A 22,130-nucleotide genomic window follows, 5' to 3' on the forward strand; every position below is an offset into this window, starting at 1 on the left:
TTTCATATAAAAAGGACGCTAATGTTAGCGTCCTTTTTCGTTTCTGTATTTACTTAGCCTTGCGGTTTTACGACCATCACATTGATTGGAGAATATTCCACAACCTTACTCGCGACAGAGCCAAGCATTACTTTATTGATTTTAGAGCGCTTGTGGCTTGGCATAATGATGAGATCAGCGCCTAAACGTTCTGCATAATCAAGAATGGTCGCGTAGGCCTTGCCTTCAGCAACATGCACTTGGTAAACCACATCTTCAGCAATATGCTCATTAGCGAAAGTTTTTAGTTGCTGCTTCACGTCTTGCTTCATTTTGGCCGCAGCATCTTTCGGAAAGTATGTGGCAACCATCGACATGTGAATACCAGGTAGTACAGTCAGAAGATGGATTTGAGCATTTGCTTGCTTTGCCTGCCAAACCGCTAGTTCAACCGCTCGGTCTGAAAAGCCTTGGTCATTTAGATCAACCGGAACAAGAATTTGTTTGTACATTCAATGTCTCTCATTAAGGCCCCTTTATCCTCGGGGCCAAATCGGTTATGCGCTCAATTGTTCCTTACGAGCACGACGTTTTTGGTTCATTGCAAGCACCAGCAAAATCATTAAGCATGGTACAAACACCCACTCTTTCATCGGACGGTCTGCATCCTGGATAACCCACTTGATTTCCCAATCAAAGTCGATACCTGCGGACTCTGCTGGACTACCAAATTCAACCATATCGACAATCATTTTGTTGTCACTTTCGGTCAGCATCAGACCCATAGATGAAATACGTGCGTCTGCAGTTGTCGCACTGTCTTCGAATGGAAGACGAACCGTTTTCTCAATGTAGTCGCCCTCAAGGTTTTCACCGGCAACACGTAACTCCAATGATTCTCCTACATTTAGTGTTTCCGTGATTTGAGCTACCTCAACGCCAGGAGAAAGAACTTTCGCTGGGTACAGCATGTCCCACCAAAAACCTGGACGGAAAAACGAAAACGTCAGTACTAATAATAGGACTGTTTCCCACCACTTGTTACGCGTGAACCACCACCCTTGAGTTGCCGCAGAGAAAATCAGCATTGCAATGATCGATGAGATGACCGTGAGTGCCAAATGCCACCAAGAGTCGATCCCCATTAACAATAACTGGGTATTGAACACAAACATGAACGGCAAAATAGCGGTTCGAATATCGTAAGTAAAACCTTGGATACCGGTACGAATTGGATCTGATTTCGCAATTGCGGCTGCTGCAAAAGCTGCAAGACCTACAGGTGGGGTATCGTCGGCCAAAATACCAAAGTAGAAAACGAACAAGTGCACCGCTATCAACGGAATAATCAAGCCATGCGCCGCGCCGAGCGTAACAATAACCGGCGCCATTAGCGTAGAGACCACGATGTAGTTCGCCGTTGTTGGCAGACCCATCCCCAGAACCAAGCTAATGATGGCGGTAAACAGCAGCATAAGAATGATACTGCCACCAGAGATAAACTCGACGAAGTCGGTCATCACTAGGCCGATACCCGTTAGTGTAACAACACCAACAACGGTGCCCGCTGCCGCGGTTGCAACGCCGATACCAATCATATTACGCGCACCAGAAACTAAGCTCTCGGCAAGATCGACAAAGCCATCTTTGGTTTGCTGAAGCATATCACCTTGCTTTGACAGCAGTGCAATCAACGGACGTTGAGTAAGCAAAATGAAAATCATGAACACCGTTGCCCAGAATGCCGAAAGACCAGGTGAGAAACGTTCGACAGTCAAACACCAAACCAATACGACGATAGGGAGTAGGTAGTGCAAGCCTGACTTAACGGTTGGGCCAGGATCAGGTACTTCTGTTAATTCTGCATCAATCTCAATTGCGCCATCTTGCACGTGATTTGCTGAGACTTTCACCAACCCAACGTACGCGATTAATAGTGCGACGGTAACAATTGGTGTCGCGGCATCACCAAAGACGTCCTTTGTCCAACCCACTCCGTAGTAAACCAATGCGCTGATCACACACAATCCTAAGATTGTGCCAGTAAAGGACAGCAGACTTTGTACTAGTGTTGGATTGTGGCGACGAGGAAGGCCTGTCATGCCTGCTTTACATGCTTCAAGGTGAACAATGTAAATTAAAGCAATATAAGAGATTAGCGCTGGAAGTAGGGCAGCTTTAATCACCTCAACGTAGGAGATACCGACGTATTCCACCATCAAAAATGCTGCAGCACCCATGATTGGCGGTGTTAACTGACCATTGGTTGAAGCCGCTACCTCTACCGCACCCGCTTTTGTGCCGGGAAAGCCAACACGCTTCATCAGTGGAATGGTAAAGGTGCCAGTTGTTACTACGTTTGCGATTGAAGAACCAGAAACCAGACCAGATAAACCTGATGCAACAACGGCCGCTTTAGCTGGGCCACCTTTCATATGGCCAAGCAACGAGAAGGCAACTTTAATGAAGTAAGCACCAGCACCAGCGCGTTCCAGCATTGCTCCAAACAATACAAACAAGAAGACAAAAGAGGTAGAAACACCTAGCGCAACTCCAAATACGCCTTCAGTTGTTAGCCACAAGTGAGACATGGCCTTGTTCAAGCTTGCCCCTTTGTGCGCGATAACGTCAGGCATGTAAGGGCCTGCAAAGGTGTAAGTAAGGAAAACAGCAGCCACGACCATTAATGGTGGACCAAGTGCTCGGCGTGTTGCTTCTAAAAGGAGGAGCATACCGATAACAGCAACAACGATATCTACTGTTGTCGGTGCGCCTGAGCGTCCTGCTAGCTCAGTATAAAAAAGGTATATATAGGCTGCTGAAAAGCTGCCTGCCAACGCGAGTATCCAATCAACAAGAGGGATATGATCGCGAGGAGAATTCTTCATCGCTGGATAAGCAGTGAAAGCCAAAAAGATCGCGAAAGTAAGGTGGATAGATCGCGCTTCCGTGTCGTTCAGTACGCCAAAATTGAAAATAAATGGTAACGGGGATGCGTACCATAATTGAAATAGTGACCAACACAGAGGAACAAACCAAAGGATTCGTCCTTGCATTCCCGAAGGGCTACGTGCACCTGTGTCTGCCTGAGCCACCATTTCTTGCACATCTTGTGACGGAGCTTGATTCGTCGCCATGTACTTTTTCCTTATTATTGATGGTCCTGTCTGATTTTTATCGAGAACCACACTTCGCCTCTATCAGTGTAGTGAATGGAGCGAAGTTTGCTTTCGAGTATTTTGCTGCCTGAACTCAAAGTGTTGATTGTTGGATACTCTGTTAGGCGGCGTTTAAGTTTTCTTGGGTATGAGCTCGCAGTTTTCAGAAGAAAACTGGCGAATGAAGCATACAGTTAGAACGTGCTACAACCTGTATGCTCAAACAGGCAGAAAATATTCTTTCCTGCCTGTATGTAGAGTCTGAGGTAATTACTTAATTAGACCCATTTCTTTGTAGTATTTTTCTGCACCTGGGTGAAGAGGAATAGAAAGACCAGCTTTCACCATGTCTTCTTTCTTCAAGTTTGCGAATGCAGGGTGTAGACGTTTGAAGGTATCAAAGTTTTCAAACACAGCTTTTGCCACGTTGTAAGCGACATCGTCTGAAACATCAGAGGTCGTTACCATTGTTGCTGCAACACCAAAGCTGTTTACGTCTTTGTCTGTACCGCGGTACATACCAGCCGGTACTGAGCTAAAGGCGTAGTATGGGTTGTCGGCAACAATTTTATCGATTTTAGGGCCTGTTGCTGAAACTAGCTTCGCATCACATGATGTGGTTGCTTCTTTGATTGAACCGTTCGGGTGGCCGACCATGTAAATGAAGGCGTCAATTTTGTTATCACAAAGTGCCTGAGAGCGTTCAGAGCCTTTTAGCTCAGACGCCAATTTGAAGCTGTCGTTTGTCCAACCCATCGCTTCCATGACAACGCCCATCGTTGCACGGTCACCAGAGCCTGGGTTACCGATGTTTACTCGCTTACCTTTCAGGTCTTCAACGTTTTCAATACCTGAATCTGCACGCGCAATGATGTTGAAAGGTTCTGTATGAAGAGAGAACATTGCGCGTAGCTTCTTGTACGGGCCTTGTTCTTCAAACTTGCTCGTACCGTTGTAGCCGTGGTACTGCCAATCCGATTGCACGATACCAAAATCTAATTCGCCTGCACGGATAGTGTTAACGTTGTAAATTGAGCCACCAGTCGATTCTACTGAACAACGGATGTTGTGGTCTTTACGACCTTTATTTACCAACTTACAGATAGCACCACCAGTTGGGTAGTAAACACCTGTCACAGAGCCAGTACCGATGGTAATAAACTCTTGAGCGTTAACTGCGCCTGCGCCCATTACGGCTGCAGCGATAGCGCCTACTTTGAGAAGTTTGTTAAATGCCATGAATTTCCCTTCCTTATATTCATTATTTACCCGGAAATAACCATAAATCACTTCTGGAGTTTCCTATTTGGAAACGGCACCTTTTTCAATCCAATCGTTTGAAAAAGCGAGCGAATCATAACAAAAAATTGGCAGAAAATTATCCAATTGTTAAATGTTATAGTTGATAAGTCTGAATTTTGTATCAGGGGATAGGATTCAATTTGTGATTTAATTCTTTTTATAACAATTACTTAATTAACGTTTAGTGACTGAAATGAAAAAAATCAATTGCGTGATGTTAATCACAAAATGGGTGGTTAAAGAACGAGCGGAGTAAGCAAAAAATTTACATAAATTATGGGCTACAAAATGAGACTTCTTTTATAACCCACAATGAGTTAGCTGATTGAAGCTTTATAGAACTTAACCAGTATATTCGAACAGCTCGCACACTGATTTGAAGAGTTGCTCAGTCGTAATTGCCATGGTTGGCGTAATGAAAATGGTATCGTCACCCGCGACAACGCCAAGAATACCTTCGGATTTACCGAGTGAATCAAGCAAGCGAGCAATCAACTGTGCTGCACCTGGGCCGGTGTGAATTACCACTAACGCTGCATTACGATCGATGTCTAGTACCAGTTCACGCAGAGAGCTGCTGACTGTTGGGACACCTAGCTCAGCAGGAAGACAGTAAACCATTTCCATTTTTGCATTGCGCGTACGGACGGCGCCAAATTTAGTCAGCATACGTGAGACTTTAGATTGGTTGATACTCTCGAACCCTTGCTGTTTGAGTGCGTCAACAATCTCGCCCTGTGAGCCAAAGCTTTCTTCTTTTAACAGGGCTTTAAAGGCGCGAACTAAGTTGTCTTGTTTTTCTGAATTGCGCATAGTCATTACAAATCTCTTATTACGGGTCAGCAATTTTGCATATTCTCGCATATATATTCAGGCGGTGCCAAAGAGTCCCAGGATTATGTTAGATGCGTCACTGTAAACTATATACCACATAGAATTCTTTAGCGCGCTGAAGTAGGGCTGTATCTGTTTTCTTGAATTCCTTGTCATTTCAACAGAATAAAAGAATAATCCAAGCCCCATTTGTAGCACGGTAACAGCGAGTTGCGCGAGGTCGCAAAGCTAGCGTTAATTGATTGTAATCAAGTTGTGATTCCGATAGCTTTATTTAAGTTGGTTACAAACTACCCTACGAATACGTTTATAAGAGAAATACTCTCAAGGAGAACTACATGAAAGTAGCCGTTATTGGTGCCGCTGGTGGCATCGGTCAAGCCCTGGCCCTTCTACTTAAGAACCGTCTTCCTGCTGGTTCTGATCTAGCCCTATATGATATTGCTCCAGTAACTCCTGGTGTGGCCGCTGATCTTAGCCACATCCCTACGCCAGTTTCTATCAAAGGTTACGCTGGTGAAGATCCTACTCCAGCACTAGAAGGCGCGGATGTTGTGCTAATTTCTGCTGGTGTTGCGCGTAAGCCAGGTATGGATCGTGCGGATCTATTTAATGTAAACGCTGGTATCGTTAAATCGCTAGCGGAGAAGATTGCGGTTGTTTGTCCGAAAGCTTGTGTTGGTATCATCACAAACCCTGTAAATACAACAGTGCCAATTGCTGCTGAAGTTCTTAAAAAAGCGGGTGTTTATGATAAGCGTCGTCTATTTGGTGTAACAACGTTGGATGTTATCCGTTCAGAAACGTTTGTTGCTGAGCTAAAAGACAAAGATCCAGGTGACGTTCGCGTGCCAGTAATTGGTGGTCACTCTGGCGTAACGATCTTACCTCTACTGTCTCAAGTGGAAGGTGTTGAGTTTACAGCTGAAGAAGTAGAAGCATTAACGAAACGTATTCAAAATGCAGGTACTGAAGTTGTAGAAGCGAAAGCGGGTGGTGGTAGTGCAACACTATCAATGGGCCAAGCTGCATGTCGCTTTGGTCTGTCTCTGGTTCGTGCTCTTCAAGGTGAAGAAGGCGTAGTTGAGTGCGCTTACGTTGAAGGCGACGGCGAACACGCGACGTACTTCGCGCAACCTGTGAAACTGGGTAAAGAAGGCGTTGAAGAAGTACTAAGCTACGGCAAACTCAGCGATTACGAAAAGTCTGCATTAGACGGTATGCTAGAAACACTAAATGGCGACATCAACATTGGTGTTGAATTCGCAAAGTAATCTAGAAAGCCTATATAAGAAGAAAGCCGATCATTTTGATCGGCTTTTTTGATCCTTGATTTCTCAACTTCGTAAAAATGGTCGAATAAAACCACGTAGTGAAGGAGAAGATGATGGAAGCGAGTCGAATCCGTAAAGGCATGGTTGTTGAGTGCCAACAAGGCGTCGGTACGATATTAGTGGTCGATCATGAAGCAGAGACAGTATTGTTGTCCAAACAAGGGACTGAACAGCAGCTCGCCGTTAGCTTTGATGAAATAGAAGATGATCCACAACTGCATGGCGGTAGTGACAGATATTACTAGCGCCTCCGGCGTCGTCATTAGGTATCAAACGTAAAAAAGGAAGAGCATGCTCTTCCTTTTTGCTATAAGTCTTGCGTTATGGGTAGCTATTGATTACTTCGTGCGTTGTACTGCGACATGAGCCAGAGTAACAAGCGCTTGTTTGTATTCAGACTCTGGCAACACTGATAGTTCTGCGATTGCTTTGTCTGCTTCTTCTAGAGCTTTTTGCGTTGTGTATTCCAGAGAGCCTGCTTCTTTCATGACCGCAAGAATTTCTTCTAAGCGATCCATGCCATTCGCTTTCTCAATCGCTTCACGAATCATGATGGCGTTTTCTGGTGTGGTATTACGCATAGCATGGAGCAGAGGTAAAGTTGGCTTGCCTTCGGCCAAGTCATCACCCACATTTTTACCCATGTCTTCGCCATCAGAAGTGTAATCCATGACGTCATCAATGAGCTGAAACGCAGTGCCTAGATACTTACCGTAATTTTGCATTGCGATTTCCACATGCTCAGGAGCATCATTTAAGATTGCACCGATTTGAGTTGCGGATTCAAATAAGCGCGCAGTCTTAGAGTAGATGACTTGCATGTAGCTTTCTTCTGTCGTGTCAGGGTCGTTACAGTTCATCAACTGCTGTACTTCACCTTCGGCGATCACGTTTACGGCATTGCTCATTAGTTTAAGGATCTTCATGGATCCTAGTTCCGTCATCATCTGAAATGAGCGTGTATAGATAAAGTCCCCAACTAATACGCTAGCCGCATTGCCAAATGCTGCATTCGCAGTGGCTTTACCACGGCGCATGTCTGATTCATCTACCACGTCATCATGCAGCAAAGTCGCTGTATGGATGAACTCAATAAACGCAGCTGCCATTGTATGACCATTGCCTTGGTAACCAAGTGCACGGGCTGACAGTATCGCTAAAAGCGGTCTTAGACGTTTGCCTCCACCACTCACGATATAAAAACCGAGCTGGTTGATTAAAGAGACATCAGAATTAAGTTGGGCTTGAATTGTTTCATTCACTTTTGCCATGTCATCGGCAGTAAGCGCTTGGATAGTTTTAAAATCCATCGTATATCCGGCTGAAGTTAGACCCTGCAAGGCTTATTCGATTTATATAATTGTCGAATAATACACTAAAAAACGTTGATTAATACATTACTAAAGGGCATGATTGCCGCACTTTTCTTTGGCGATTAGCTTTTCGCCAATTTTTTCAAAATATGGCTTGTCATAGGAGCATCTATTCTGTAGAATCTGCGCCCTATTGATGATTAGTTTAGCGCACACCCTCAAGAAAGGCTGTGCGGAAAAAGCGGAGTAAAATATGTACGCTGTTTTCCAATCTGGTGGTAAACAACACCGTGTAAGCGAAGGTCAAACTCTTCGTTTAGAGAAATTAGACGTTGAAACTGGTGCAACTGTAGAATTTGATAAAGTTCTTCTTGTTGCTAACGGCGAAGACATCAAAGTTGGTGCTCCTCTTGTAGAGGGCGGCAAAATTGTTGCTGAAGTTGTACAACACGGTCGTGGCGATAAAGTTAAAATCGTTAAGTTCCGTCGTCGTAAGCACTCTCGTAAGCAACAGGGTCACCGTCAGTGGTTCACTGAAGTGAAGATCACTGGTATCAACGCTTAATCTATTAGGAGAGTTTAACAATGGCACACAAAAAAGCTGGTGGTTCTACTCGTAACGGCCGCGATTCAGAAAGCAAACGTCTAGGTGTTAAGCGTTTCGGTGGTGAATCTGTACTTGCAGGTAACATCATCGTTCGTCAACGTGGTACTAAGTTCCACGCTGGTAACAACGTAGGTATCGGTAAAGACCACACTCTATTCGCTCTTACTGAAGGTAAAGTGAAGTTCGAAGTGAAAGGTCCTAAGAACCGTAAGTTTGTAAGCATCGAAGCTGAGTAATTAGGTTTTTAACCAAATTACTTAATAGCTTTAAGCTGAATTCAAAAGCCCTGCCGAATCGGCGGGGTTTTTTATTTGTGGCAGTCGACATATCGAAGTTTCTCGCTAAGATCCTAAGCGATTTGAATCTGGGAGCTTAGATCTGTCATCTGCTAAAATTGTCGGATGACATAGTAAGATTTAATCCACGCACGAAGTAGTCGGAGTAAAAGATGAAGTTCGTAGATGAAGCGGTAGTAAAAGTTCAGGCTGGTGATGGCGGTAGTGGCGTTGTCAGTTTCTGGCGTGAAAAATTCATCACTAAAGGTGGCCCTGATGGCGGTGATGGCGGTGACGGTGGTGATGTTTATATCCAAGCCGATGAAAACCTAAATACCCTGATTGATTACCGTTTCCAGCGCTTCTACGAAGCTGAGCGTGGTGAAAACGGTCGCGGTGGTAACTGTACAGGTAAGCGTGGTAAAGACATCGTTCTTCGTGTACCTGTGGGTACGCGCGCTGTGGATATCCACACAAATGAAATCGTGGCGGAAGTTGCTGAACACGGTAAGAAAGTGATGATCGCAAAAGGCGGTTGGCACGGTCTAGGTAACACGCGTTTCAAATCTTCAGTAAACCGCGCGCCTCGTCAGAGAACATTGGGTACAAAGGGTGAAGTACGCGAAATTCGCCTTGAGCTATTGCTTCTTGCTGATGTGGGTATGCTTGGTCTACCTAATGCTGGTAAATCAACCTTTATCCGCGCAGTATCAGCAGCAAAACCGAAAGTCGCTGATTACCCATTCACGACGTTGATCCCAAGCTTGGGTGTCGTAAGTGTCGTACCAGAGAAAAGTTTTGTTGTTGCAGACATTCCTGGTTTGATCGAGGGTGCAGCAGATGGCGCTGGCCTTGGTATTCGATTCTTGAAGCACTTAGAGCGTTGTCGAGTGTTGCTGCACATGATCGATATTATGCCAATTGATCAGTCCGATCCGGTGCAAAATGCATTGACGATCATTGATGAACTAGAACAATACAGCGAAAAACTGGCAAGTAAGCCGCGCTGGTTAGTGTTCAACAAAGTTGATCTAATGCCTGAAGAAGAAGCGAATGAGAAGATCCAAGAAATCTTAGACGCACTAGGTTGGGAAGACGAGTACTTTAAGATCTCGGCGATCAATCGTAACGGTACTAAAGAGCTTTGTTACAAACTGGCTGACTTTATGGATAACCTACCTCGCGAAGAGGAAGAAGTGGCTGAAGAAGATAAAGTTAACTTCATGTGGGATGATTACCATAAAGATGCGATGGCGGGTAAAGACGTTATCACTGAAGATGACGACGACGATTGGGATGACTGGGACGATGAAGAAGATGACGGTCACGTTGTCTACGTTCGTGACTAATCAGAACGGTCAAACAATGCCTGTTTGCCTATAATTCATTAAGCCGCAATTATTTATTGCGGCTTTTTTTGTATCTAAATCATATTTAGGTGATGTGATTTACGGCACAATAACTGATACGTCGTGTTTTTTTGAGGGTTAGTTTGGCCCTCGCGCGTATGAATGAGTAACACCCTAAAAGGAATTAGACTTATTTATGACTCTAGAAACCATACCGCCTAGAGAGTTGGCGGTATCTACTCAACGATCGATTTCTCGTCTTGTCGCCCAAGCCGGACAAATGCTACTTGCTCATGGTGCTGAAAGTACTCTTGTGAGCGATATTATGCGTCGTATTGGCCTTGCTTGTGGGGTGAATGAAGTTGCGGTAGCACTATCAGCTAATGCATTGGTTGTGACGACGGTAATGGATGGGCATTGCATCACCACCACCCGAAGCTGCGCTGATCGTGGCATCAATATGCGCGTTATTACGCAAATTCAACGAATCTGTATCATGATGGAACGTGGTTTGCTCGATTCAACCATGGCGCAGAAAAAGCTGAACGCTATCAGTCCAGAGCGTTATAACCGCTGGTTGGTGGTGTTTATGATTGGCTTGTCTTGTGCGGCATTCAGTCATCTAGCTGGTGGTGATTGGGGAGTATTCATTATGACCTTTTTAGCTTCAGCTGGTGGCATGATCGTTCGCCAAGAAATTGGTCATCGTCATTTCAACCCTCTATTGAACTTTGCTGCGACCGCTTTTGTGACCACCTTAATTTCAGCACAGGCGGAAATTTACCAAATCGGTAATCTACCTACCGTAGCAATGGCATCGTCAGTATTAATGCTTGTACCTGGTTTCCCACTCATTAACTCTGTCGCAGATATGTTGAAAGGCCACATTAATATGGGGATTGCTCGATTTGTGATGGCTAGTTTACTAACGTTGGCGACATGTTTGGGGATCGTTGCTGCGATGAGTTTAACTGGAATTTGGGGGTGGGCTATCTAATGAGTTTATTTGATTTGATGTTTGGCCTTTTGAATGACATGTTTTTTGCGGCGATTCCCGCTGTAGGATTTGCATTGGTTTTTAACGTACCACAAAGAGCTTTAGTGTATTGCGCTGTTGGTGGCGCGATTGGTCATGGTAGCCGCTACTTGATGATGCAGTTTGGCATTCCTATTGAGTGGGCAACCTTTTTTGCTGCGACGTTAGTTGGGATGATTGGTGTGTACTGGTCTCACCGTTTTCTCGCGCATCCAAAAGTGTTTACTGTGGCTGCTTTGATCCCGATGGTGCCGGGTGTGTTTGCGTACAAAGCAATGATCGCTATGGTAGAAATCAATCATGTTGGCTACTCACCCGAGCTTGTCGCAACCTGTATGGAAAACTTTCTTAAGGCCATGTTTATTATTGCAGGTTTAGCTGTTGGTCTTGCGGTTCCAGGGCTGTTATTCTATCGCCGCAGACCAATTGTATAAGGACCTAACATGATCATTAGTATGATTGCCGCTATGGCCGACAATCGCATCATTGGCAAAGACAATCAAATGCCTTGGCATCTTCCCGCCGATTTCGCTTGGTTTAAGCGTTGTACCATGGGAAAACCGGTTGTGATGGGACGCAAAACCTATGAGTCTATTGGTCGCCCTTTACCAGGTCGCTTGAATATTGTTATTAGCCGTGATGAGACACTAAAGATCGAAGGCGTCACTACCGTAACATCGATTGAGCAGGCTCTGGAAGTCGCAGGTGATGTGGAAGAAGTGATGATCATTGGTGGTGGTGCGATTTACACCACTTGTCTGCCTATGGCCAATAAACTGTATGTAACACACATTGAAGCGGCCATTGATGGTGATACTCAGTTCCCAGATTGGGGAGACGAGTTTAAGGAAACTTACTCAGAAATGTATCAAGCCGATGAGAAGAACGCCTACAACATGCGCTTTACTGTGTTAGAAAAGTAATTCGAGATTAACACCGCGTAGTTAATACGGTAATGCCGTTCGTGTAACAGCGAGTGGCCATCCCAACCTACCGTCATCCTGAAAAGCGACGAAAGAGCGAGATTCAGGAGCCTCTATACGAGTACCTTGTTGTCAAAGGTATTTCTATCTATTCGCAGCGCGAGGATATTAGATTCCTAGTCTCGTTAAGGCTCGTTGGAATGACCCTACAGGAGGTGTTAAGTGACAAGTATTCTTCCTACTATGGATTATCGACTGTCATTCAGTGTTTAACTTAACGCATCCTGAGTAAAAATTTTCTTATCTTCCCAACGGATCATGGTTAGGCTTCCGCCCCAAACGCAGCCAGTATCTAGCCCGATGACTTCGTTGTTCATATAGCCTTGTAGTGCAGCCCAGTGCCCAAAGAGCACCGCTTTATTTAAGTGAATACGTTTAGGCACATCAAACCATGGAATAAGTTCGTTACCGGAAACTTGTTGCGGTGGCAATTTACAATCCATATCCAAACGACCATCAGGGAAACAAAAGCGCATCCGCGTAAAAGCATTGATAATATAGCGGTATCGGTCCAAACCCTGTAGAGAGTCATCCCAGGAATCCGGTTGATTGCTGTACATGTTTTTTAATAGCCAAGGCAGCTCTTCACTTTGGATGATGCGCTCAACTTCACGGGCACACTTTCTCGCTGTTTTTAGATTCCACTGCGGTGATATGCCAGCGTGACACATCACGAACTCGTCATGCTCGGCCAATAGAGGTTGCTGAGCTAGCCATGTCAGTAATTCCTCTTTGTCGGGGGCCGTGAAAATAGGTGCGGTTTTATCTTTGTCTTTGACCTTTTTTATCCCGTGAGCCACAGCGAGAAGATGGAGGTCGTGATTACCAAGCACCACGATTGCGCTTGCGCCAAGTGACTTCACAAAGCGTAACGTTTCTAGTGATTTAGGCCCTCTGGCGACCAAATCACCAGCAAGCCAAAGTTGGTCTTTTTTCGCAGAGAAAGATACTTTTTCTAGTAGTCGCTGCAATTCATCAAAACAGCCTTGGATGTCACCAACAATATAGGTAGCCACTGAATCTCCAATTTACTAATTTAAAACATTTGGAACAGCCAAGCGAAATGGTTCAATTTCGGTGATGAACTCTTGCCCTTTCTCATCCAGCATTTTGTAGTGTCCTTGCATAACGCCGACAGGGGTTTCTAACGCGGTTCCGCTACTGTACGTGTATTCATCATTGCTTGGAATAAAGGGCTGCTGGCCTACCACTCCGTCACCTTCAACCGTCATTTGCTTGCCATTCGAGTCTGTGATTAGCCAGCGGCGGCTCACTAACTGTACGGTTTGTTGGCTAAGGTTTTTGATGGTGATGATATAAGCGAAAACGTAGCGTCGTAGCTCTGGGTTGGACTGTTCTTCGATGTATTTGGTGTGAACTTGAATTTTGATGCAAGGTTGAATGACGTCCATGTGCACTCCTCAGAAACGTAATATCCCAATAATAATAAGCCAAACCTACAAGGGTTTGGCTCATTGTTTGAGTTCTTAGTGCTGCGGGTTATCCGCAAGCCAGTTCGCCATTGCGACGAATTGTTCTAGCGTCAGGTTCTCTGGACGCATGCTTGGATTAACACCTAGCTCTTCTAGTACTTCTGTGCTTAACAACGATTTGTAGCAGTTACGAACTGTTTTACGACGTTGGTTAAAGCCTTCACGACAAACGCGATCGAGCAAACGCAGATCTTTCGCCGGGCATGGCAGCTCTTCGTAAGGCACTAAACGAACAACGGCAGAATCCACTTTCGGTGGTGGAACGAATGCCGTTGGCGGTACTTCCAGTACTGGTACCACTTTACAGTAGTACTGAGCCATTACCGTCAAACGGCCGTAAGCTTTGCTGCCAGGGCCGGCGGCTAAGCGGTTTACCACTTCTTTTTGCAGCATAAAGTGCATGTCTTGAATGTCTTTATGGAACTCAAAAAGGTGGAACATCAATGGTGTAGAGATGTTGTATGGCAAGTTACCAAAAATGCGCAGCTTGTTGTTTGGCTTCACTAGTTGAGTGAAGTCAAAACGCATAGCGTCACCCTCATGGATGGTCAACTTATCTGCCAGTTCAGGGTGAGTACGTAGGCGTTCCGCCAGATCGCGGTCTAATTCGATAACTGTGAACTTATCTACTTCACGACCTACTGGCTCAGTGATTGCACCAAGACCAGGACCGATTTCAACCAGGTTTTGACCTGGTTTTGGGTTAATCGCTGATACGATTCCATCAATAATGTATGGATCGTTCAGGAAGTTTTGACCAAAACGTTTACGCGCTTTGTGTCCTAAATGGACATCATTTCTCATTGTTTCTTCTCTACCAAATCTATCGCATGCGTGAGCGCTGTTCGGAAACTCCCTGTATCCGCTTGACCTGTCCCTGCCAGATCTAATGCAGTACCGTGGTCCACCGATGTTCTAATAAAAGGTAGACCAAGAGTAATGTTTACTGAACGACCAAAGCCTTTGTATTTTAATACTGGCAACACTTGATCATGGTACATGCCTAAAACAGCATCAGCATCATTTAAATATTTTTCATTGAAAATGGTATCAGCCGGCAGAGGGCCGATCAGGTTGATACCTTTTTCTTGTCGAATTTTTTCCAGTGTCGGAGTGATGGTTTCGATCTCTTCACGACCTAAGCAGCCATCTTCGCCAGCATGAGGGTTAAGCCCGCAAACGTAGATGTTTGGTTGTGCGATAGCAAACTTTTCTACAAGGTCTTTATGAAGAATATCGATGATTTTTTCTAATCGCTCTTCGGTGACAGCTTTGGACACATAAGCTAAAGGAATATGTGTTGTAACCAGCGCCACGCGTAGTCCTTCCGTTGCTAGCATCATTACGACTAGCGGCGTTTGTGACTTCTCGGCGAAAAATTCAGTATGACCACTGAATGCAACACCTGCGCGATTAATCACCCCCTTATGAACAGGGCCGGTGACAATAGCATCAAATTCATCATTCATACAGCCTAAAGCCGCTCTTTCTAGCGTTTTTAGTACATAGTGGCCATTCGCTTCATTGAGCTCGCCTGCGACCGCAGGTTCTGATATTTGGATATGGTCAACGATAAGCGTGCCCGCTTTTTGTGCTTTAGGTGCTTCTTCTGGATTGTAATCAGACAGTTGGACTTCGATGCCAAGCTGCTTGGCTCGCTCCGTCAGCATATTCTTATCGGCACAGACGACAATTTGGTGCGCCCAATCTTCTTTCGATAGGGCAAGCACTAAGTCTGGGCCGATACCCGCAGGTTCCCCTGCGGTTACGACAATTCTACGAATTGTATTAGTTGTCATTGTTGTCATCCACGATTTCAACAAACGCACTTGCGCGTAGCTCTTGCATCCATGCGCCCGCTTCTTCATTAAATTTACGATTAAATAGAATACGGTAAGCTTTGTTCTTCATCGCTGAGTCAGTGCGGTCAACTTGGCGACGATCCAACACTTCAACGATATGCCAGCCGTGAACGGTTTTGAACGGTTCGCTGATTGAGCCAACTGGCAGAGTTTCTACTTGGTGCTTAAATTCTGGCACGTAAAGATCTGGTGTTTGATAACCTAGTTCACCGTCTTGTGCTGCCGAGCCAGGATCTTGACTGTATTGTGTTGCCAATTGAGCGAACGTTGCTTCACCGGCTTTGATGCGGCGTACAAATTCATTCAGTTGCTTCTTCGCCCCTTCGTCGCTCAGAATCACGGTTGGTTTAATCAAAATATGACGCGCATTTACTTCCGTTACCGCAACCGTTTCTAGGCCTTTTACATCCTCTATTTTTAGGATGTGGAAACCAACGCCACTACGGAAAGGACCAATAATGCTGCCTTTGTTTTGCATCTTGATCTGATCAGCAAAGATGGTTGGCATCTCTTCTTTACGCATCCAGCCCCAGTCACCACCTTGTAAAGCTTTAGGACCTTTTGAGTAGGTGTAGGCCATCTCCGTAAAGTCTGCACCTTCGTTTAGCTTTTTCGCGAGCGCTTTAGCTTCTGCTTCTACAGCTGACTTTTCTTTATCGTCAGAGAAGCGCAGTTGAATGTGTCCAATTTTGTATTGAACAGTCGCATTGGTTTCTTGTGATAGTTGCTCAGCAAGGCTATCGACCTCTGCTGGAAGGATATTAATACGGCGACGAACCAGTGCATTGCGAGCTTCTGATGCGGCGATTTCCTTACGAATTTGTTCGCGGAATTCTGGGTAACTTAAACCTTCACTTTCTACAGAAGCAGCGAGTTGTTCTACCGATTGCTCATTATTACGTGCGATCTCTGCAATCGCTTGGTTTAAACGGTTGTCGTCAATACGCACACCAATACGGTCTGCTTCTTGGCCTTGCAACGTATCAATGATAAGTTTTTCAACGACTTGTTCTTTTAACACGCTGGTAGAAGGTAAGCTCTTTCCACTTTGACGAGCGTTGGCTTGCAGCGTTTTCATCGCTGTTTCGATGTCGCTTTGTAGAACTACACCGTCATTCACGATGACCGCAACCTTATCGATCTCTACTGGTGCTGCAACCGCTCCGCAAGAGAGTAGGGTCGTGAATAAGATTGATTTCCAAATTTTCATTTAAAATTCCGTCAGTATTTTTGAATAGGCGTCTTATTCATTTAAGACGCCTATTTTGATTAATTGTTCAGATAGAATGGGCGGCCGTACTTAATCGCGTTGTCAGAACCATCCAGTTCTTTGACAGCAGTGTCTTCACGCTGGTTGGTCGCAAAGCCTTGAATACCGAAGTTAACGCTGAAGTTATTTTCGTATTCAGGTGATGCCCCGGTGCTGCCGATAGCTTGGTCTTCCCAACCAAGCAATTGGTTTGAGTAAGTGACGCCAATGTACCAACAGTCAGATTGGTAACGTAGGCTCGCTAACCATTCTAGGTCCGCATTTTCATTGAGGTCGTAGTAGTATTGACCACTCGCAGACCAGTTCGGGTTGAACTCGTAGGCCGCTACAATACCTGCTTGAGAAATACCTTTACGAGTAATTGTGTCTAGGTTTTCGAGAATGATCGTATCTTCGATGTATTCACGCGTAACGTAGCGATAGTTACCCTGAATAAAGCCGCCGTTGAATTGGTATTCCAAGGTACTGTTTGCCAACTGCATGGAGCTCAAATCAATATCGTATTGAATTCCACCGTGATAGAACAAGTAATCGTTGTAGTTGAAATCAGCTTCAATCGCCCATGATGAGTAATTGGTGGTCTCATCCGGAAGATTTGGGCTGTTGCTCAGTTTGGTCTTTTTATCGAAGTAGTAAATCTGACCAAATGAAACGTTAAGACGCTCTTTATAGTCATCATCAAAGAAGCGAGTACTCGCACCGTAGCTTAACTGGTTCGCCGAGGCGATTTTATCAATGCCACTGTACTTACGACTGCGGAATAGCCCGTAGTAGTCGGTTTGTAGCAAGGTGGTATCGTAGTTGTAGATGTTGGTTTGATCTTCTTCAGGTACGTACAAGTACTGCAGCTGAGGCTCCAGTGTTTGTGTGTAGCCCTTGATCCAGCTTGTATCTCGCTCTAAGTAAAGTTGTGCATGCGTACGGAACTCAGGAATAACACGAGAAACTTCATCATCCAACTGGTTTTGCAAGTTTACATCTGTCAAACCCGTTAAGTCTTGAGAGTAATACGTAGAGAGCACGCGAGCTTCTGTTGTCCACGTTGCCCATGAGTTTGAGAGTGGTAATGTAAGCCCTGGTTCAATGTGAACACGGGTCGCATTTGGTCGCGCAGCATCGCTCGTATCGAAGCGGCTGACTTGGCTCTTCACGTCAAAGTTAAGGTAGTCTCCCCACAACGGCGTGTAGTAGTTCAAGTCTAACTGAGGAAGCAGGCGATAAGGGCGGTTCTCTTCTTTCAATAAGATTTGGAAGTCACGAACGGTTAACGAGGCATCCCAGAAGTCAGAACGATATTGTACTTGTCCTTCTTGAACCAGTTGACCATCTTCACGGTTACCAATGTCGGAGTCGAGATCGAGGAAGTAATCAATATCACTCACTTTTGAGTAATCGACTTTGACTATCCACTGTTTATTGATGATACCGTCGTGTTTAACTTGGTAGCCCCAACGAGACTCGTCCTGATATTTGCGATCACTATTGAGGTATTCGCCTTTGATTTCTCCATTTCCCCAACCATCTGTTAGGTAGCGGAAATCAGTATCGAGTTTTGTACCACGTTGCTGCATATAGAGCGTGGTGAGTGTCATGTCATATTGAGGCGCGATGTTCCAATAGAATGGCACCTCGACTTCCATACCATCACTAGAACCGTACGATAAAGAAGGGAAGAGGAAACCCGTTTTACGCGTATCTCCAATTGGCATGGTTAGATACGGCACATAGAAAACAGGCACATCTAACACTTCAAATCGAGGGTGGTGCAGCGTCGCTGTCTCTTCATCTTGGTCAACATCGATGCCTGACGCAACCAATCGCCATGAATTATCGCCTTGAGGGCACGATGTGATAGAGCCGTCTTCGAGTTCATAAACCGACTGACCTGTGCGAGCGATATAGGCTGCAGTGCCTCGGCCTTGTTGGCAAAGGAACTGATAATCGGTGTTCTCAAGTGAAAACGTATCTTGATTAATGTCGTTAGTAACACGATCAGATCGAGCTTTGACTTGGCCGTCATTGAAAGTCACGTTGCCTTCGGCAACCACGACGTTGTCTTGTTGGTGCAGCGTTACGCTATCTGCGGTAATTTTCTTCTGGCCTTGGGTGACTTGTACATTACCTGAGTACTGAGCTTTGTCACCATTGATGGCTTGCAGGGTGTCAGCTTCTACCACTACTGGGGTATTAAGAGCGTCCTCCTCGCCACTTGTATCGACCAAACATTGATCTGTGGCGGGCATTTCCTGCACACTATCATGGATATTCGCTTCAGCTTGAGTGGTGGGTACAAACAAGGCGGTGCTGATAGAGGCCGCTAAAAATGTGCGGGAGAAATGTTGCATTGAATTGAACTTTCCTGTGTCACTACTACTCGATGGCTATAGGGCTTGTTGTACCCTAGCGTAATAGCCAAATGAATCAACTATAGTCGCATTTATCCCAGCGTATTGATTCACTGTGGCATAATGACGACAAAATAGCTGCAAAGATAAGCAGGCGAAATGGCCTAGCCGAAATAAAACTAATTCCATTATCATAAAGGAAATCGTTGCATCCGGCACTATAAGACCGCCGTCGTCGATAAAAATTCATTGATAGAGAACACATAATGCATATTTTTGGCAAAATTCTGGGTGCCTTTTTTGGCTTGTTACTTGGCGGTCCGCTAGGTTTACTCTTTGGCTTATTTATTGGCCATCAATTCGATAAAGCACGTCGCTTGAGTCAAGCCGGGTTCTCTACTGGCGGCTTTGGAAAAGGGCCAAGTCAAGCTCAGCGCCAAGAAGAGTTTTTTAAAGCGGCGTTTGCGGTAATGGGACATGTGGCAAAAGCGAAAGGCCAAGTCACCAAAGAGGAAATCCAACTGGCTTCTGCCATGATGGACCGCATGAATTTGCATGGCGAACAGCGTCGCGCAGCGCAAGACGCGTTTCGTGAAGGTAAAGACAGCGACTTTCCGTTAGAAGATGTTCTTGTTCGTGTGAAAATTTCGACAGCTGGTCGCTTTGACTTGTTGCAATTTTTCTTAGAGCTGCAAATCTCGGCGGCCTTTGCAGATGGCTCGATTCATCCTAGTGAACGAAATGTGTTACACAAAATAGCACGTGGTTTGGGTTTCTCTTCTGAGCAGCTAGAGCGTCGCTTGCAAATGCAAGAAGCCGCATTCCGTTTCCAAAGCCAGGGTGGTTTTCATGGTCAGCATCAAGGCCAATCTTCTGGTGGTAGCTGGCAACAAGCTTCACAAGCGGATCAGTTGGCCGACGCGTACAAAATTCTGGATGTGTCTTCAGATGCCGACAGTAAAACCGTTAAGCGTGCTTATCGTAAACTGATGAACGAGCATCACCCGGACAAATTGATGGCTAAAGGTTTACCACCAGAGATGATGAACGTCGCGAAAGAGAAATCTCAAGAGATTCAAAACGCTTACGATCTGATTAAGAAAGTCAAAGGCTTCAAGTAGTCGGACGTTTTCTATCAAGTATTGGATTTAAAAAGGGCACTCAGTGCCCTTTTTTATGTCTTAGTTTTTGAGTTGCCGGTGTCTTTAGCTTTTGGCCTATCATGATCCTAACGCTAATTGACCTCAAATCTCTCCAGTTTAGTTGGCTTGATTCAAGTCCCAATCGTATTCGTATTTCACTTTACCAGAGAAATTTTTGTATTGCGGTGCGTACTTTGCGATGTGGTTGAAGACTTGTTTTTCTCCACCAAAGTCCGTTGCAAACCAATCATAAATAGAAGACAGCTGTGCCGTGTTACCTTGGATAGATACGCCTTTGCTGCTGTTAATAAATGTTTTGGCGGCACTATCCAGTAGAACTTGCGTGTTGTCAGCAGTGAATGCTTGAGACTGCAGATTAGGGCATCCCAAGCTGGCACAGTTAACCGCGTAATGTGTTCTCGGGTCATTCCAAATTGGACGTAAAATGCGATGTTCAATATCGTTTAAAGTTAGATCCTTCCCGTTGACTACGACCACATCGTCTCCCCAAGGACCAAAGCTAAATAAGCCACCTAGCTTGGTGATTGATTCGACTGGATAGTTATCCAAAATAAGATCTACCGTGATGGCGTTGTAAAGGTTTACCCAATAGGCATACTGCTCTGCTTGGCTGTATTGTAGAGGGTCTAGTTTTGCCAAACGCTGGATGTATTGTTTCAGCTTGGTTTTATCGACAGAGGAGACTTGGCTGTAACGAAACAAGGTATTCTCGCCTTGTTCAACTAAATAAGTATCGAGTAGTTGTTGCCATTCTTGATGAGAAATTTGGGTTTGGTTGGCTTGATTCGATTGTTTCCAATATGGCCATAAGTCGGATTTTGGAGCGGAAAATGTCGAGAAAGAAACCAGAGCACACAACAGCAATAACAGACGCTTCATAGAGATACCTTTGAATGAGATATTGTTGATAGTGTAGACCAGTTTAGTGCTTGTTTTCTTTCAGTAATCAGTGGCCTTTATTCGCCGTCATTCTGAGGAGCATAAGCGATATCAGGAATCTAATACCCACAAACTCTTGAGTAAAGACAGTATGAATCTGCACAGTGCGCTCTGGCAGTAGATCCTGAATTACACTCCTTCGCCGCTGTTCAGGATGACGAATTTCAACAGAGGCGTTCGGTATTCTGTAAGCAAAGCGATATGAGAACGGTTACCCAAAACATTAAAAGGGCCGACAATTGCCAGCCCTTGATTTGTGTATTTACTAACGCGTCTTAACGTAAGAAGCTTGGAATATTTGCTTCGTACTCGGCAATCTTATCTTCGTGCTGAAGGGTTAGACCAATGTTGTCCAAACCGTTTAGCAAGCAATGACGACGGAACGAATCGATTTCAAAACCATATTCTTTGCCGTTGGCACGAACGACATTCGCTTCTAGGTCGACCTCGACTTCTGCACCTTCATTTGCCTCAACAAACTGGAAGATTTCATCCACTTCTTGTTCAGTCAAACGAACTGGCACCATTTGGTTGTTGATCGAGTTGCCGTAAAAAATATCGGCAAAGCTTGGTGCGATCATCGCTTTGATGCCGTAATCCGCTAGTGCCCACGGTGCGTGCTCACGAGATGAGCCACAGCCGAAGTTTTCACGAGCCAGCAAGATAGACGCGCCTTGGTAGCGAGGTGCGTTCATCACGAACTCTGGATTTGGCTGTTCGCCAGCATCGTCTAGGAAGCGCCAGTCATGGAATAGGTGCTTACCAAACCCTAGGCGGGAGACCTTTTGTAGGAACTGCTTTGGAATGATGGCATCAGTATCAACGTTCGCTGCATCTAGAGGAACAACTAAGCCTGTGTGTTGTTTAAAGCCTGACATTGGTTTGCTC

Annotated in this window: 22 protein-coding genes; 9 read left to right on the forward strand and 13 right to left on the reverse strand. The window is 45.1% G+C overall.

The genetic code is table 11. The features are described from left to right. Positions 1–53 precede the first annotated feature (53 nt). The 4 genes from R7Q48_RS17070 to argR form a co-directional block, all read right to left on the reverse strand. Complete coding sequence (locus R7Q48_RS17070; protein WP_005379654.1) at positions 54–491, reverse strand: universal stress protein; 438 nt, start codon at positions 489–491, stop codon at positions 54–56. Between the two features lie 45 nt (positions 492–536). Then, positions 537–3,116 carry a TRAP transporter permease gene (locus R7Q48_RS17075; protein WP_017820274.1) on the reverse strand — a complete coding sequence of 860 codons (2,580 nt, stop codon included), beginning with the start codon at positions 3,114–3,116 and terminating at the stop codon, positions 537–539. Between the two features lie 291 nt (positions 3,117–3,407). Beyond that, entirely contained in the window at positions 3,408–4,376 is a 969-nt protein-coding gene (locus tag R7Q48_RS17080; protein WP_005379657.1) for a TAXI family TRAP transporter solute-binding subunit, read from the reverse strand. 405 nt (positions 4,377–4,781) lie between these two features. Continuing rightward, the gene (gene argR / locus R7Q48_RS17085; protein WP_005379659.1) at positions 4,782–5,252 is read right to left on the reverse strand and encodes a transcriptional regulator ArgR; all 471 of its coding nucleotides are present in this window, start codon (positions 5,250–5,252) and stop codon (positions 4,782–4,784) included. 359 nt (positions 5,253–5,611) lie between these two features. Between argR and mdh the strand changes: the two genes are divergently transcribed. Both mdh and R7Q48_RS17095 read left to right on the forward strand, forming a co-directional pair. Then, positions 5,612–6,547 (forward strand): malate dehydrogenase, encoded by a 936-nt coding sequence (gene mdh / locus R7Q48_RS17090; RefSeq protein WP_005379660.1) that lies wholly within the window; start codon positions 5,612–5,614, stop codon positions 6,545–6,547. 113 nt (positions 6,548–6,660) lie between these two features. Then, a complete protein-coding gene (locus R7Q48_RS17095; protein WP_005379661.1) occupies positions 6,661–6,852 on the forward strand; it encodes a hypothetical protein in 192 nt (63 codons plus the stop codon). 93 nt (positions 6,853–6,945) lie between these two features. On the opposite strand, the gene ispB is transcribed toward R7Q48_RS17095, so the two are convergent. Further along, positions 6,946–7,917, reverse strand: coding sequence for an octaprenyl diphosphate synthase (gene ispB / locus R7Q48_RS17100; protein ID WP_005383097.1), 972 nt, complete (start codon positions 7,915–7,917; stop codon positions 6,946–6,948). Between the two features lie 256 nt (positions 7,918–8,173). Between ispB and rplU the strand changes: the two genes are divergently transcribed. The 6 genes from rplU (at position 8,174) to folA (ending at position 12,110) form a co-directional block, all read left to right on the forward strand. Continuing rightward, positions 8,174–8,485 carry a 50S ribosomal protein L21 gene (rplU, locus tag R7Q48_RS17105; protein WP_005383096.1) on the forward strand — a complete coding sequence of 104 codons (312 nt, stop codon included), beginning with the start codon at positions 8,174–8,176 and terminating at the stop codon, positions 8,483–8,485. 20 nt (positions 8,486–8,505) lie between these two features. Beyond that, entirely contained in the window at positions 8,506–8,763 is a 258-nt protein-coding gene (gene rpmA, locus R7Q48_RS17110) for a 50S ribosomal protein L27 (protein ID WP_005383095.1), read from the forward strand. A gap of 212 nt (positions 8,764–8,975) precedes the next feature. Then, positions 8,976–10,151 (forward strand): Obg family GTPase CgtA, encoded by a 1,176-nt coding sequence (gene cgtA, locus R7Q48_RS17115; RefSeq protein ID WP_005383091.1) that lies wholly within the window; start codon positions 8,976–8,978, stop codon positions 10,149–10,151. Between the two features lie 196 nt (positions 10,152–10,347). Beyond that, positions 10,348–11,148 carry a threonine/serine exporter family protein gene (locus R7Q48_RS17120; RefSeq protein ID WP_256903146.1) on the forward strand — a complete coding sequence of 267 codons (801 nt, stop codon included), beginning with the start codon at positions 10,348–10,350 and terminating at the stop codon, positions 11,146–11,148. Next, a complete protein-coding gene (locus R7Q48_RS17125) occupies positions 11,148–11,621 on the forward strand; it encodes a threonine/serine exporter family protein (RefSeq protein ID WP_005379665.1) in 474 nt (157 codons plus the stop codon). The genes R7Q48_RS17120 and R7Q48_RS17125 overlap by 1 nt, the downstream gene beginning before the upstream one ends. Positions 11,622–11,630: 9 nt before the next feature. Further along, positions 11,631–12,110: a type 3 dihydrofolate reductase gene (gene folA, locus R7Q48_RS17130; protein WP_005379666.1), complete on the forward strand. Its 480-nt coding sequence runs from the start codon at positions 11,631–11,633 to the stop codon at positions 12,108–12,110. A gap of 269 nt (positions 12,111–12,379) precedes the next feature. Here the strand turns inward: folA and apaH are convergent, their stop codons facing one another. The 6 genes from apaH to lptD all read right to left on the reverse strand — a co-directional run bounded on the left by apaH (position 12,380) and on the right by lptD (position 19,140). Beyond that, positions 12,380–13,186, reverse strand: a complete 807-nt coding sequence (apaH, locus tag R7Q48_RS17135) for a bis(5'-nucleosyl)-tetraphosphatase (symmetrical) ApaH (protein ID WP_047101938.1) — start codon at positions 13,184–13,186, stop codon at positions 12,380–12,382. 15 nt (positions 13,187–13,201) lie between these two features. Then, on the reverse strand, positions 13,202–13,582 hold the full coding sequence (gene apaG, locus R7Q48_RS17140) for a Co2+/Mg2+ efflux protein ApaG (RefSeq protein WP_256903145.1): 381 nt from the start codon (positions 13,580–13,582) through the stop codon (positions 13,202–13,204). Positions 13,583–13,657: 75 nt separating this feature from the next. Next, positions 13,658–14,467, reverse strand: a complete 810-nt coding sequence (rsmA, locus tag R7Q48_RS17145) for a 16S rRNA (adenine(1518)-N(6)/adenine(1519)-N(6))-dimethyltransferase RsmA (RefSeq protein ID WP_005379669.1) — start codon at positions 14,465–14,467, stop codon at positions 13,658–13,660. Next, positions 14,464–15,462 (reverse strand): 4-hydroxythreonine-4-phosphate dehydrogenase PdxA, encoded by a 999-nt coding sequence (gene pdxA / locus R7Q48_RS17150; RefSeq protein ID WP_005383085.1) that lies wholly within the window; start codon positions 15,460–15,462, stop codon positions 14,464–14,466. Before pdxA ends, rsmA begins: the two co-directional genes overlap by 4 nt. Then, positions 15,452–16,735 (reverse strand): peptidylprolyl isomerase SurA, encoded by a 1,284-nt coding sequence (gene surA / locus R7Q48_RS17155; RefSeq protein WP_005379672.1) that lies wholly within the window; start codon positions 16,733–16,735, stop codon positions 15,452–15,454. The genes pdxA and surA overlap by 11 nt, the downstream gene beginning before the upstream one ends. A 59-nt stretch (positions 16,736–16,794) precedes the next feature. Then, positions 16,795–19,140, reverse strand: a complete 2,346-nt coding sequence (lptD, locus tag R7Q48_RS17160) for an LPS assembly protein LptD (protein WP_005379673.1) — start codon at positions 19,138–19,140, stop codon at positions 16,795–16,797. A 266-nt stretch (positions 19,141–19,406) separates the two neighbouring features. Here lptD and djlA point away from each other — a divergent pair, with 266 nt between their 5' ends. Further along, positions 19,407–20,261 (forward strand): co-chaperone DjlA, encoded by an 855-nt coding sequence (gene djlA, locus R7Q48_RS17165; protein WP_005383076.1) that lies wholly within the window; start codon positions 19,407–19,409, stop codon positions 20,259–20,261. 138 nt (positions 20,262–20,399) lie between these two features. Here djlA and R7Q48_RS17170 read toward each other — a convergent pair whose 3' ends face one another. Then, positions 20,400–21,182, reverse strand: coding sequence for a DUF547 domain-containing protein (locus tag R7Q48_RS17170; RefSeq protein WP_042522426.1), 783 nt, complete (start codon positions 21,180–21,182; stop codon positions 20,400–20,402). Between the two features lie 335 nt (positions 21,183–21,517). Beyond that, entirely contained in the window at positions 21,518–22,120 is a 603-nt protein-coding gene (gene leuD, locus R7Q48_RS17175) for a 3-isopropylmalate dehydratase small subunit (RefSeq protein ID WP_005383071.1), read from the reverse strand. Between the last annotated feature and the right edge of the window lie 10 nt (positions 22,121–22,130).

This window comes from Vibrio sp. 378 (assembly GCF_033339435.1).

Bases quoted from the DNA above. Each gene is read 5' to 3' on its own strand.
- surA (WP_005379672.1), bottom strand. From the start codon at position 16,735: ATGAAAATTTGGAAATCAATCTTATTCACGACCCTACTCTCTTGCGGA.
- R7Q48_RS17125 (WP_005379665.1), top strand. From the start codon at position 11,148: ATGAGTTTATTTGATTTGATGTTTGGCCTTTTGAATGACATGTTTTTT.
- argR (WP_005379659.1), bottom strand. From the start codon at position 5,252: ATGCGCAATTCAGAAAAACAAGACAACTTAGTTCGCGCCTTTAAAGCC.
- ispB (WP_005383097.1), bottom strand. From the start codon at position 7,917: ATGGATTTTAAAACTATCCAAGCGCTTACTGCCGATGACATGGCAAAA.
- folA (WP_005379666.1), top strand. From the start codon at position 11,631: ATGATCATTAGTATGATTGCCGCTATGGCCGACAATCGCATCATTGGC.
- R7Q48_RS17070 (WP_005379654.1), bottom strand. From the start codon at position 491: ATGTACAAACAAATTCTTGTTCCGGTTGATCTAAATGACCAAGGCTTT.
- R7Q48_RS17120 (WP_256903146.1), top strand. From the start codon at position 10,348: ATGACTCTAGAAACCATACCGCCTAGAGAGTTGGCGGTATCTACTCAA.
- pdxA (WP_005383085.1), bottom strand. From the start codon at position 15,462: ATGACAACTAATACAATTCGTAGAATTGTCGTAACCGCAGGGGAACCT.
- rplU (WP_005383096.1), top strand. From the start codon at position 8,174: ATGTACGCTGTTTTCCAATCTGGTGGTAAACAACACCGTGTAAGCGAA.
- cgtA (WP_005383091.1), top strand. From the start codon at position 8,976: ATGAAGTTCGTAGATGAAGCGGTAGTAAAAGTTCAGGCTGGTGATGGC.
- rpmA (WP_005383095.1), top strand. From the start codon at position 8,506: ATGGCACACAAAAAAGCTGGTGGTTCTACTCGTAACGGCCGCGATTCA.
- mdh (WP_005379660.1), top strand. From the start codon at position 5,612: ATGAAAGTAGCCGTTATTGGTGCCGCTGGTGGCATCGGTCAAGCCCTG.
- lptD (WP_005379673.1), bottom strand. From the start codon at position 19,140: ATGCAACATTTCTCCCGCACATTTTTAGCGGCCTCTATCAGCACCGCC.
- R7Q48_RS17170 (WP_042522426.1), bottom strand. From the start codon at position 21,182: ATGAAGCGTCTGTTATTGCTGTTGTGTGCTCTGGTTTCTTTCTCGACA.
- R7Q48_RS17075 (WP_017820274.1), bottom strand. From the start codon at position 3,116: ATGGCGACGAATCAAGCTCCGTCACAAGATGTGCAAGAAATGGTGGCT.
- R7Q48_RS17080 (WP_005379657.1), bottom strand. From the start codon at position 4,376: ATGGCATTTAACAAACTTCTCAAAGTAGGCGCTATCGCTGCAGCCGTA.
- R7Q48_RS17095 (WP_005379661.1), top strand. From the start codon at position 6,661: ATGGAAGCGAGTCGAATCCGTAAAGGCATGGTTGTTGAGTGCCAACAA.
- leuD (WP_005383071.1), bottom strand. From the start codon at position 22,120: ATGTCAGGCTTTAAACAACACACAGGCTTAGTTGTTCCTCTAGATGCA.
- rsmA (WP_005379669.1), bottom strand. From the start codon at position 14,467: ATGAGAAATGATGTCCATTTAGGACACAAAGCGCGTAAACGTTTTGGT.
- apaG (WP_256903145.1), bottom strand. From the start codon at position 13,582: ATGGACGTCATTCAACCTTGCATCAAAATTCAAGTTCACACCAAATAC.
- djlA (WP_005383076.1), top strand. From the start codon at position 19,407: ATGCATATTTTTGGCAAAATTCTGGGTGCCTTTTTTGGCTTGTTACTT.